We start from the raw sequence: 11,366 nt of genomic DNA on the forward strand, positions 1-11,366 counted from the left end.
CTCAGGCGAAGGTGATGTTCTGGTCGCGCAGCGGCACCGAGCGGATGCGTTTGCCGGTCGCGGCGAAATACGCATTGAGCACCGCCGGCGCCGCGACGCCGATGGTGGGCTCGCCGACACCGCCCCAGAACCCGCCGCTCGGCACCATCACCGATTCCACCTTCGGCATCTCGCCGATGCGCATCGAATTGTAGGTGTCGAAGTTGGTTTGCTCGATCTTGCCGTCCTTGACGGTGCAGCCGCCATAGAACAGCGCGGAGAGGCCGTAGACGAAGGAGCCGGCGATCTGCCGCTCCACCTGCGCCGGATTGACGACGTAGCCGGGATCGGTGGAGGCGACGATGCGATGCACCTTGATCTTGCTGCCGTCGGTCACCGAGATCTCGGCGGCGCCGGCAACGTAGCTGCCATAGCCCATGACCTGGGCGATGCCGCGATAGACGCCCTGCGGCGCCGGCTGGTCCCAGCCGATCTTCTCGGCGACCGCATTGAGCACCGCCAGATGCTTGGGATGGTTGCCCATCAGCTTGCGGCGGAATTCGAGCGGGTCCTGGCCTGCGGCCTGGGCCAGCTCGTCCATGAAGCATTCCATGTAGATCGCGTTGTGATTGACATTGACGCCGCGCCAGAATCCCGGCGGAACGTGCGGGTTGCGCATTGCATGCTCGATCAACAGATTCGGCACCGAATAGCCGAACGCGGCCTCGCCCGATTGGGCGACGCCCTGGAATGCCGCCGGGTCCATGCCGTTCTGCAGCGCTTCGGGGCGCAGCGAGAACAGGATCGACTGCCCGGACAGGCGGTAGTGCAGCGCGACCAGATTGTTGTTGGCATCGAATGCGCCGGTCATCTTGCACTGGGTGATCGGGTGATACCGGCCGTGCGCCATGTCCTCTTCACGCGACCACAACAGCTTGATCGGCGTGCCCGGCATCTGCTTGGCGATCATCACGGCCTGGCGGACATAGTCGGTCTGGCCGCGCCGGCCGAAGCCGCCACCTAACATCACCTTGTGGACGTCGCACTTGTCGGCCGGCAGGCCTGAGGCCTCCAGCACCGCGGCGAACGCCGCTTCGCCATTCTGCGTGCCGCACCAGACCTCGCATTTGTCCGCGGTGTAGAGCGCGGTGGCGTTCATCGGCTCCATCGTGGCGTGGTTCTGGTAGGGATAGGAGTAGACGGCTTCGACCTTCTTCGCCGCACTCGCTATCGCCGCCTTGGCGTCGCCGTTCTTGTTGCCGACATAGGCCGGCTGGTCGTTGTCGAGGCCTTCGGCCAACCACTTCGCAATCGATCCGCTGGAGACCTTTGCGTTGTCGCCCTCGTCCCAGACGATCGGCAATGCGTCCAGAGCAGTCTTGGCGTGCCACCAGGTGTCGGCAACGACCGCGACCGCGGTATCGCCGACCTTGACGACCTTCTTGACGCCTTTCATGCCGGCGATCTTGGCTTCGTCATAGCTCTTCAGCTTGCCGCCGAACACCGGGCAGTCCTTGATCGCGGCGTTCAGCATGCCCGGCAGCTTGACGTCGACGCCGTAGATCATGGCGCCGTTGGTCTTGTCGACGGTGTCAAGGCGCTTCACGCCCTTGCCGATCAGCTTCCAGTCCTTCGGGTCCTTCAGCTTGACGTCCGCCGGCGGCGTCAGCTTTGCCGCAGCTTCCGCGACCTTGCCGTAGGTCGTGGTCCGGCCCGAGGGCTTATGGGTGATGACGCTGTTCTCGGCCGCGCATTCGGAGGCCGGCACCTTCCATGTGTCGGCGGCGGCCTGGATCAGCATCACGCGCGCGGTTGCGCCGCCCTTGCGGACGTAGTCCTGCGAGGAGCGGATGCCGCGGCTGCCGCCGGTGGAGAAATCGCCCCAGACACGCTTGCGGGCGACACTCTGGCCCGGCGTCGGATATTCGGTCGTGACCTTGGTCCAGTCGCATTCGAGCTCCTCGGCGACGAGCTGGGCAAGGCCTGTCAGCGAGCCCTGGCCCATCTCGGAGCGGGCGATGCGGATCACCACGGTGTCGTCGGGCCTGATCACGACCCATGCGCCGATCTCGGGTGAGCCGTCGGCGGCGCGGACCAATGCGGGGCCGCCGAAGGGGAGGTCGAGGCCGATGGCAAGGCCGGCGCCCAGCGTGGCGCTGCCGATGACGAAGGCGCGGCGGTTCATCTTGGGAGAAACATGCTTGTTCATGGGGCGGCTCCCTTAAGCGCTTGCGATCGTGTGGATCGCTTCGCGCACCTGCTGGAAGGTGCCGCAGCGGCAGATGTTGGTGATGGCTTCGTCGATGTCGGCGTCGGTCGGTTTCGGCTTCTCGCTCAGCAGCGCCGCCACCGCCATGATCATGCCGCTCTGGCAATAGCCGCATTGCGGTACGTCCTGGGCGATCCAGGCCTCCTGTACCTTGTGCAGCGTGTCGCCCGAGGAAAGTCCCTCGATCGTGGTGATCTTCTTGCCCTCGGCTTCGCTGACCGAGACGCCGCAGGAACGGGTCGCGACGCCTTCGATGTGGACGGTGCAGGCGCCGCATTGTGCAATGCCGCAACCGTATTTGGTGCCGGTCAGGCCGGCATTCTCGCGGATCGCCCAGAGCAGCGGCGTATCCGGCTCGACGTCGAGGGTGAAGGTTTTTCCGTTGATTGTTAGGTTTGCCATCGCAGTCCCCTGATTGGCCCAATCCACCGATTGAACTCCGGGGCGCAATGTGTCCGGCAAACTGGAACTGTTCAAATCAACAGTGCGAGGGGTGGCTGCCGGAAAATTTCACGGCATGGGAAGATAACGGGCCGAGCGGTGTCACGGCCGAGACGTGCCCGGCGCAGACAAGGGTCCTCTCTCGCCGCCAGGATGCGGTCTGGGACGACGCCCCCGATTGTTCCGGGCGCATCGATCGGGAGGTTTGCCACCATTGTCGGGATGCAACGCGGCGATGCTTTGCTACACTGGGGCGACGCCTCGAGGAGTTCCATGATGGTGCCGAGCCCCTGCAACGTGCTGATGCTCTATCCGCTGTTCACGGCGGAATCGTTCTGGAGCTTCGGCGAATCCTGCAAGCTGATGGGCGTTCGGCGGCCTGCGGCTCCGCTCGGCCTGATCACGGTCGCTGCGATGCTGCCTTCGAACTGGATCGTCCGGCTGATCGACTGCAATACGCAGGCCTTCGGTGACGACGATCTCGCCTGGGCCGACGTCGTCTTCACCGGCGGCATGTTGCCGCAGCAGGCCGACACGCTGCGCCTGATCGACACGTGCCGCGCGGCGGGCAAGCCGGTCGTCGTCGGCGGTCCCGATCCGACCTCGAGCCCGCATATCTACGAGAAGGCCGACTTCCAGGTGCTCGGCGAGGCCGAGAGTGTGATCGACGACTTCATCGCGGCCTGGGAGGGCGGAAAGCGGTCCGGCGTCTTCACCGCGCCGAAGTTCCAGGCCGATGTCACCAGGACGCCGGTGCCGCGTTTCGACCTCTTGAAGTTCGAGGACTATCTCTATCTCGGTGTGCAATATTCGCGCGGCTGTCCGTTCACCTGCGAGTTCTGCGACATCATCGAGCTCTACGGCCGCGTGCCCAGGACCAAGACGGCCGAGCAGATGTTCGTCGAGCTCGAGACGCTCTACAAGATGGGCTATCGCGGCCATCTCGATTTCGTCGACGACAATTTCATCGGCAACAAGAAGTCGCTGCGCCAGTTCCTGCCCCAGCTCGCCGAGTGGCAGCGCGCCCACAATTATCCCTTCGAATTGTCGACCGAAGCGTCGGTCAATCTCGCCGACGATCCCGAGCTATTGGAGATGATGGGGGCCGCCAATTTCTTCGGCATCTTCGTCGGCATCGAAAGCCCGGATCCTGCGACGCTGGTCGCGATGCGGAAGAAGCAGAACACGCGGCGCAACATCGCCGAGAGCATCCACAAGATCTATGCGGCCGGCATGCTGGTCACTGCCGGCTTCATTGTCGGCTTCGACAATGAGAAGGTCTCGATGGCGGACGCCATGGTCGATTTCATCGAGGAAGCCGCCATCCCGGTCGCGATGGTCGGGCTGCTCTATGCGTTGCCGAACACGCAGCTGACGCGGCGGCTGGAGAAGGAGGGACGGCTGCATGCCGACCATGATCTGGCATCGACGAAGGGGGGCGACCAGTGCACCAGCGGCATCAATTTCGATCCGGTGCGGCCGTTGCGGGATATCTTGATGGACTACAGGACCGTGCTGGAGCGCATTTATAGCCCGGCCGCTTATGCGGGACGCGTGGACAAGCTGATGACGCTGCTCGACCGTTCGCGGCAGCGTCACGAGCTTGCGGAGGGCGACATCCGGTCGCGGGTCGGAGCGATGGAGACCGTGCATCGCGTGATCACCGCGATCCCCGAGGCGCGCGGACCGCTGTGGCAGACTTTCATGAACTGCGCCAAGCGCGATACCTCGTCGGCGCGCATCGCGGTGCAGATGATCGCGGCCTATGCGCATCTCGGGCCGTTCTCGCGCAAGGTCATCGACGCGATCGACGCGCGCCTCGCCGAGCTCGATGACGCGCCGACAATGCTCGCTGCGAGCATCGACGTCACGGCGGCCAGACATCTGGCCTGAGGGGTTTACTTCACCGCCAGCCGCAGGAAGCTCATCACGCTGCCGAGCGCGGCAAAGCCGGCGCCGAGGGCCAGTGCCAGCGTCGCACCCTCGTGACCGGCGAGTGCAAAGCAGGCTGCGGCGAGCGCCGCTCCGGTCGTCTGCCCGGTCAGGCGCGCGGTGGCGACGATGCCGGAGGCGCTGCCGCTGCGGTGCGGCGGTGCGCTCGACATCACCGCCTTCATGTTCGGCGCCTGGAAGAAGCCGAAGCCCATGCCGCAGATCACCATTCGCCAGATGATATCAGGAATGGCCGGATTGGACGGCAGCATCGCGAGCAGCGCCATGCCGAGGCCGAGCAGCACGAGACCGATGCCGCCGAGCAGGCCGACCGCGTGGCGGTCGGAGAGGCGGCCGGCGATCGGCGCCATGATGCCGACCACCAGCGGCCAAGGCGTCATGAAGAAGCCGGTCTCGACCTGCGAGCGCCCCAGCACGTCCTCGAAATAGAATGGCAGGGAGACGAAGGCGAGGCCCTGCACGGCGAAGGAGCAGACGGCCGTCGCCGCTGACAGCGCGAACATCGGCCGCGCGAACAGGTCGATCGGCAGCATCGGCGCGGGATGATCGGCGTGGCGGCGCGTCAGGACGAAGCCGAGCGCGAGCGCTGCGACCAGCTCGACGCCGACGACAATTGGCGACAGATTGTGCGCGGCGCTGCCGATGCCGGTGATGAACAGGCCGAGGCAGGCCGATGCCAGCACCGCGCCGAGAAAGTCAAAGCCGTGATCGGCGCGCGGCGTCTTCGGCAGCATTGCAAAGCCGATGCCGGTGGCGACGAGGCCGAACGGGATGTTGACGGCGAACAGCCACGGCCACGGGCCAAGCGCGAGAATGGCGGAGGCGACCGAAGGTCCGAACGTGAACGCGGTCGCGACCACCAGCGCGTTGTGGCCGAAGCCGCGGCCGAGCATCCTGCCGGGATAGACGAAGCGCACCAGCGCGGTGTTGACGCTCATGATGCCGCTGGCGCCGAGGCCCTGCAGCGTGCGCGCGACGAGGAGGCTGTCCAGCGACCACGCGACCGCGCAGAGCAGCGATGCGATGGTGAACAGGATCAGGCCGCCGAGATAGATGCGCTGGTGCCCGACGATCTCGCCGAGCGCTCCGAGCGGCAGCAGCGTCGCCACCAGCGCGATCTGGTAGACGTTGACGACCCACACCGACTGCTCCGGCGAGACATGCAGATCGGCGGCAATGGCGGGCAGCGCGATGTTGGCGATCGCGGTGTCGAGCGAGGCCATCGCCAGCGCGGTGAAGATCGCCGCGATCGCCCAGCGGCGCTGGGCCGCCGGAAGTCCATCGGCGACAGGATGGTCGGGCTCGCGTGCGGCGGAGGGTAACGTGATTGTCATTGCGTGGACGCGTGGCTCCGGCGGCGCGGCTCAAAAGGGACATTCGGCATGTACTACGGTGGGACCGCCTTCCACAGGCGCATGCTTGCATGCTGTGTATGCGCGAAGGTAAGGCGATGTGGCCGCGTGCCGGCATATGATCGCGGCGCGACGGCAAATTCAGGGGATCGCCATGCAAATCGTCGTTCTGCCGGGTGACGGCATCGGACCCGAGATTACGACCGCGACCACGGGCGTGCTGCGCGCGGCCTCCGAGCGCTTCCAGCTCAATCTGCGGCTGGAGGAGCATGCGGTCGGGCATGCCAGCCTGAAGCTGTCAGGCACCACCGTACGGCCCGAGCTGCTCGATATCGTCCGTGCCGCCGACGGCCTGATCCTGGGGCCGACCGCGACCTTCGACTTCAAGGACGAGGCACATGGCGAGATCAACCCCTCGCGCCACTTCCGCAAGAACCTCGACCTCTACGCCAATGTCCGGCCCGCGCGCACCTATGCGGGGAAGCCCGGCCGCATCAGTGACTTCGACCTCGTCGTGGTGCGCGAGAACACCGAGGGCTTCTACGCCGACCGCAACCTCGAGCAGGGCAATGGCGAGCTGCTGGTCACACCTGACGTCGTGATCTCGCTGCGACGGATCACGCGGCTGTGCTGCGAGCGCATCGCGCACGCTGCCTGCCGGCTGGCGATGAAGCGGCGCAGGCACCTCACCATCGTGCACAAGGCCAATGTCCTCAAGCTCGGCGACGGCATGTTCCTCGACATCTGCCGCGCGGCGGCGAGGGATTATCCCGGCCTCGCGGTCGACGACATCCTCGTTGATGCCATGATGGCGCATGTGGTGCGCAACCCCGGCCGGTTCGACGTCATCGTCGCCACCAACATGTTCGGCGACATCCTGTCCGATCTCACCGCGGAGCTGTCAGGCAGCCTCGGCCTCGGCGGCTCGCTCAATGTCGGCGACCGCTACGCGATGGCGCAGGCCGCGCACGGCTCGGCGCCTGACATCGCAGGGCAGGACGTCGCCAATCCGGTGTCGCTGATCCTGTCGACTGCGCTGCTGCTCGCCTGGCACGGAGAGAAGACCGGCGCTGTCCGCTACGAGGAGGCGGCGCGTGCGATCGAGGCGGCGGTGGCGAAGGCGCTTCGCGAGGGCAGGGCGACGCGCGACGTCGGTGGCAGGCTCGGCACGATCGCGGCGGGGGCGGCGATTGCCGAGACCCTGCAGGCGGGGTGAGGACCTCTCGCAATTTTTTCCGGGGCTCGAACCAAAAAGTCGAAAAACAACCCCATGCACAGTAGAATGCCCTTGATCGATAAGGGGTTTTCCGACCGTGCTGCGGCGACATTCGCGGCGGCGATGACGTTGACCCGTCGGGCAAAACACCAAGGCGCTGGTCGTGAGCGGGGGCTGAGCGCCAGCACGCTTTCGTCACCCGCGATGTCCTCGCCGCATGGCGGCACGCATCTCCCAGCCTCTCATTGAGCCAGATCCGTAGCGCGTCAGCGGACCTTCCCGTGATCGCATCGATGAAGGGAGCCGACATGCGGACTCTGTTCAGGGAAATCCGCGAGAACCCTTTGCTCTGGATGCTGGTGAAGGCTTCAATGAGGTGCGCTGATGGTCTTCGTCTACGCCATGTTCGCACTGACGCTGTATGTGGCTCCGCCGGCGGGCCAGGGATGACGTTCGCACCTGAGACGAACCAGGGTCGCACATTGCGTCGGCCCGAAGTCACGGTTCGACACTGCGGCCCACCTTGACCTGGTCCTCCCAGTCCTCCCACGCCACGTTGTTGATTTCGAGATAGCTGGCAACGGCCGAGCCAATGGTTGGAAAGAACTGGGATTCGCCGACCTGCGCATACAAACCAAAACGCTTTAGCTTGTCCTTCACCGGATCCTTGAGCTCGGCAAAGCAAAGTTCGATGCCCCTGGCGTGGAGCGCTTCGTCCAGTTCGGCAACGGTGTCGCAGGCGGTGACGTCCACGCTCGTGACCGGTTCGGCGGCGACGACCAGCCAGCGCACAGGTGTTGGCGATGTCTCGATCGCGGCCAGAATGCGCTCCTTGAAAAACTCGGCATTGGCGAAGAACAGCGGCGCATCCCAGCGGAACAGCACGAGCCCGGGGATCAGGCGGGCATCGGGATATCTCGTGATGTCGTGATAGCCCTTGACGCCTTGCGCCCGCCCCAGAATCGCGGAGTGCGGACGCCAGCCGTCCCACAGGAACTCCGCGATGGCGACCGCGATGGCAAGGCCGATTCCCGGAATTGCCCCGAGCACGGCCACGCCCACGAAGCACAGCACCGTCAGCCAGAACTCCCAGCGCTGGATCCGGTAGATCCGTTTGAGGTCGCCAATCTCGATCAAGCCGATTGAGGCTGCGATCACCACCGCGGCCAAGGCAGAGCTTGGCAGGTGCTGCAAGAGATTTGGCGCAGCCATCAGGGGGAACGCGATGGCAAGCGCACCTACCACGCATGTGAGCTGGGTGCGGGCACCGGCCGCCTCGGCAACTGGCGTGCGCGAGGAGCTGCTGCTGATCGGGAAGCCTTGAAAGAAGCCGGTCGCCAGGTTGGCGGCGCCGAGACCCACCATCTCCTGGTTCGGATCGACCTTGTCGCCCAGACGAGCAGCATAGGTTCGCGACAACACGCTGGTATCGGCGAAAGAGACCAGAGCGATGGCGCACCCGCCGGCCAGCACGGGGATCAGGTCGCTATAGTCGATCGAGGGTATGGAGAAGGCCGGCAGGCCTTGTGGAAGCGGCCCCAAAACTTTCACACCATAACCCGTTCCCAGGTCGAGGAGCGAGACGACAACGGTCGCCCCGACGACGGCAATCAGGATTCCCGGCAGTCGCTTGCTGTCCTTGAGCAGCAGGATCACGATCAACGTGCCAAGTCCGACTGCGAAGGCGGCCCAATTGATCTTGCCAGTGCTGATCCCGACGGCGATCGCCCACAGGTCTCTCAGCGGGCCTTCACTCTGCATCGAGAAGCCGAGCAGCTTCGGCAACTGGCTGATCAAAACGGTCAGTGCGATCCCGTTCATATAGCCGTAGCGTATCGGCTTGGACAGAAGCTCGGTCACAAACCCCAATCGCGCGATGCCGGCGACAATGAGCACAGCTCCTGAAACGAGCGCCATCATCGCGGCGAGCATTGCGGCGCGTACCGGATCGCCGCCGGACAGGGGCGCAATAACACCGAGGATGACCGCAGCCAGCGCCGAGTCGGGCCCGAGCACGATGATGCGGCTCGGACCGAACATCGCGTAGGCCAGAAGAGGGACGATCGTTGCGTAAAGGCCGTGGATGCCCGGCAGGCCAGACGCCGCGGAATAAGCAATTCCGACCGGGACGAGCATGGTCGCCAGCACGAGACCTGCGAATACATCGCGCCGAAGCCAATCAGCTTCGTAGTGGCGAAGCGTGTCGATCCCTGGCACCCAACGCGTCCAACCGCTCACTGCGCTCACTCCCAAAGCCTATCGCCATGTGGATTGTGGCGGCGGGGCGAAAAAGCCTATCTGATCTGCCTTGGCAAGGTCCTTGGCAAGGTCCTTGGCAATGTCATCGCAAGGGCTCGATTGGCACGCGCCGGCAGGGCGCAAGGATCCCGCAATGCCTCGACCGCTCCCTTGACGCAAATCAACATTGTCGACGCCTAGACACCTTCGCGACGCGACACGGGACGTTCGAAGTATTGCCACATCATTTGAGGCTGCGATCAAGTTGACCCGTCGGGCAGAACACTGGCGGGATGCCGACGATGTGTGCTCGCACATCGTTCGTAGAGGCGGGGCGTGGCACCTCGCGAGCGCCGGCTCGCGATGTCGGGACGATGACCGGCCTTGTGGCAGGGGGCTCCGGCGAAGACGCGAACGGTCGTTTTGGCAGGAGCGGCGGCGCTGTGCTGACCATCAATCTGAAGGCGGTCAAGGCGCTCGGCCTCGTGATCCCCGAGAATTTTCCCGTCGGCGCCGATCACGCGATGGACTGACGCGCCGTTCGCGTTCGAGCATGACGCTCCTCGATGTCTTTTCCAGGCTTCACGGCATGAGCGTCATGAATACATAAGTCACCACGGCGGCGCCGAGGCAGCGCCGCCAGGGATTCACGCCGCGGAAGATCTCGTCCGCGCCCCAGATGATGAGGCCGCCTTTCATGACGATGGTCAAGCCGACGCTGGCTTTGTCTGCGGAAGGCCAGATCCAGAGCAGAACGCCCGCAACGATCACGATCCAAAGCAGAAGATTGGGCCATTGCGCGATGGTGATGGCGCCCGTTGCGCGATTGCGGAAGAACCACTGAAGGAATTGCCGCATTGTGATCGTACCGATCAGAGCGCAATCTCGCCCTCTTCACGGCCTTTCCAGTACGTGACGCGGTTGGCTTTCACCTTGATCAGGACGATGCCAGGCGTGTCGATGCCGTTGTCGAACCACTTGTCGAGGTCGCTGGTCCAATGCTGTCGGAGGACGGCCTTGTCCCGGATCAGCTCGGCGGTCCCCTCGACGGCGACATAGATCCCCTTCGAGAAGAGACCCGCTTCTGACGAAAATCCGAGCGCGACTTTCGGATTTCGCTGGATGTCCGATACGGTACGGGTCTGCTCATAGGCAAAGTAATATGACGTGCCATCATAGGCGACATCGCCGTTATTGCTCATCGGACGATTGGCGATCTCGCCGTTGTCGGTGTGGGTCGAAAGAATGGCGATGTCGATGCCGGCCATGTCCTTTGCGATCTCGGCCAGCGGTTTCTTGGACATGAACTTTCCTCAGTCAGGGTTACACAACGGCGGCTTCAGGGTAACGCCCCGTGCGCTCTTTGCTTCCAAAAATAAAACCGCCCCCGACACAGCCGGAGGCGGTTTGAATCAGATCGGATTAGTGGCCGGTGCCCGGCTTCGTGGTCTTTGGGGGCTTGCCGTCTTCCATGCGGCCCTCGTTGCGAAGATCGCGTCCCTCCTGAGCCTTGCGCTGGCTCTCGGGATCCTTGCCGTGCTCGTTCATCTCTTCCTTGATGTAGCCGGCGCGCCTTCCTTGATCTTGCCTTCAACGCTCATGATGTTCTCCTTCTATATGGGAGACAACGCGTTGGCCGACCGACCGTTCCGGCATCGAACCGACGCCAATTTGCGCGGAAACCTACCGGCTCGCGAATGCTGATGATCCGGGCGTTTCCACCATTCGGGCACCCCTTAAAACTGATGTCGCCGCAAGCCGCCATCGCACAGTAGAATGTCCCTTGATCGATCACGTGATTTTCGCGCGGTGCCGGCAGTGGGCTCCGGGCGACCGTGACGTTGACCCGTCGGACAAAACATTGGCAAGATGCGATCATGGCCGAGATCGCGGCGTGAATGTATCGGCGGTGCCCGCC

General features: G+C 64.3%; 10 protein-coding genes. 4 read left to right on the forward strand and 6 right to left on the reverse strand.

Annotated features, from left to right (window positions below):
• Position 1: 1 nt before the first annotated feature.
• Positions 2-2,188: a xanthine dehydrogenase family protein molybdopterin-binding subunit gene (locus tag UNPF46_RS08225; protein WP_142249651.1), complete on the reverse strand. Its 2,187-nt coding sequence runs from the start codon at positions 2,186-2,188 to the stop codon at positions 2-4.
• A gap of 12 nt (positions 2,189-2,200) precedes the next feature.
• Positions 2,201-2,650, reverse strand: a complete 450-nt coding sequence (locus tag UNPF46_RS08230) for a (2Fe-2S)-binding protein (RefSeq protein ID WP_174718803.1) — start codon at positions 2,648-2,650, stop codon at positions 2,201-2,203.
• Between the two features lie 312 nt (positions 2,651-2,962).
• On the opposite strand from UNPF46_RS08230, the gene UNPF46_RS08235 reads away from it, so the two are divergent.
• A complete protein-coding gene (locus UNPF46_RS08235; RefSeq protein WP_142249652.1) occupies positions 2,963-4,582 on the forward strand; it encodes a B12-binding domain-containing radical SAM protein in 1,620 nt (539 codons plus the stop codon).
• Between the two features lie 5 nt (positions 4,583-4,587).
• Here UNPF46_RS08235 and UNPF46_RS08240 read toward each other — a convergent pair whose 3' ends face one another.
• Entirely contained in the window at positions 4,588-5,976 is a 1,389-nt protein-coding gene (locus UNPF46_RS08240; protein WP_142249653.1) for an MFS transporter, read from the reverse strand.
• Between the two features lie 172 nt (positions 5,977-6,148).
• Between UNPF46_RS08240 and UNPF46_RS08245 the strand changes: the two genes are divergently transcribed.
• On the forward strand, positions 6,149-7,210 hold the full coding sequence (locus UNPF46_RS08245) for an isocitrate/isopropylmalate dehydrogenase family protein (protein ID WP_181769840.1): 1,062 nt from the start codon (positions 6,149-6,151) through the stop codon (positions 7,208-7,210).
• Positions 7,211-7,708: 498 nt separating this feature from the next.
• Here the strand turns inward: UNPF46_RS08245 and UNPF46_RS08250 are convergent, their stop codons facing one another.
• A complete protein-coding gene (locus UNPF46_RS08250; RefSeq protein ID WP_142249655.1) occupies positions 7,709-9,448 on the reverse strand; it encodes a SulP family inorganic anion transporter in 1,740 nt (579 codons plus the stop codon).
• A 374-nt stretch (positions 9,449-9,822) separates the two neighbouring features.
• Between UNPF46_RS08250 and UNPF46_RS37345 the strand changes: the two genes are divergently transcribed.
• On the forward strand, positions 9,823-9,981 hold the full coding sequence (locus UNPF46_RS37345; RefSeq protein ID WP_161497193.1) for a hypothetical protein: 159 nt from the start codon (positions 9,823-9,825) through the stop codon (positions 9,979-9,981).
• A 49-nt stretch (positions 9,982-10,030) separates the two neighbouring features.
• On the opposite strand, the gene UNPF46_RS08255 is transcribed toward UNPF46_RS37345, so the two are convergent.
• Positions 10,031-10,306: a hypothetical protein gene (locus tag UNPF46_RS08255; RefSeq protein ID WP_142249656.1), complete on the reverse strand. Its 276-nt coding sequence runs from the start codon at positions 10,304-10,306 to the stop codon at positions 10,031-10,033.
• Between the two features lie 14 nt (positions 10,307-10,320).
• A complete protein-coding gene (locus UNPF46_RS08260) occupies positions 10,321-10,716 on the reverse strand; it encodes a pyridoxamine 5'-phosphate oxidase family protein (protein ID WP_246668618.1) in 396 nt (131 codons plus the stop codon).
• Between UNPF46_RS08260 and UNPF46_RS37350 the strand changes: the two genes are divergently transcribed.
• Positions 10,715-11,152 carry a hypothetical protein gene (locus tag UNPF46_RS37350; RefSeq protein WP_181769841.1) on the forward strand — a complete coding sequence of 146 codons (438 nt, stop codon included), beginning with the start codon at positions 10,715-10,717 and terminating at the stop codon, positions 11,150-11,152. The genes UNPF46_RS08260 and UNPF46_RS37350 overlap by 2 nt on opposite strands.
• The last annotated feature ends 214 nt before the right edge of the window (positions 11,153-11,366 follow it).

The organism is Bradyrhizobium sp. UNPF46 (genome assembly GCF_006658625.1).
Taxonomy (GTDB): Bacteria; Pseudomonadota; Alphaproteobacteria; order Rhizobiales; family Xanthobacteraceae; genus Bradyrhizobium; species Bradyrhizobium nitroreducens.

Bases quoted from the DNA above. Each gene is read 5' to 3' on its own strand.
- UNPF46_RS08225 (WP_142249651.1), bottom strand. From the start codon at position 2,188: ATGAACAAGCATGTTTCTCCCAAGATGAACCGCCGCGCCTTCGTCATC.
- UNPF46_RS08230 (WP_174718803.1), bottom strand. From the start codon at position 2,650: ATGGCAAACCTAACAATCAACGGAAAAACCTTCACCCTCGACGTCGAG.
- UNPF46_RS08235 (WP_142249652.1), top strand. From the start codon at position 2,963: ATGATGGTGCCGAGCCCCTGCAACGTGCTGATGCTCTATCCGCTGTTC.
- UNPF46_RS08240 (WP_142249653.1), bottom strand. From the start codon at position 5,976: ATGACAATCACGTTACCCTCCGCCGCACGCGAGCCCGACCATCCTGTC.
- UNPF46_RS08245 (WP_181769840.1), top strand. From the start codon at position 6,149: ATGCAAATCGTCGTTCTGCCGGGTGACGGCATCGGACCCGAGATTACG.
- UNPF46_RS37345 (WP_161497193.1), top strand. From the start codon at position 9,823: ATGACCGGCCTTGTGGCAGGGGGCTCCGGCGAAGACGCGAACGGTCGT.
- UNPF46_RS08255 (WP_142249656.1), bottom strand. From the start codon at position 10,306: ATGCGGCAATTCCTTCAGTGGTTCTTCCGCAATCGCGCAACGGGCGCC.
- UNPF46_RS37350 (WP_181769841.1), top strand. From the start codon at position 10,715: ATGTCCTTTGCGATCTCGGCCAGCGGTTTCTTGGACATGAACTTTCCT.
- UNPF46_RS08260 (WP_246668618.1), bottom strand. From the start codon at position 10,716: ATGGCCGGCATCGACATCGCCATTCTTTCGACCCACACCGACAACGGC.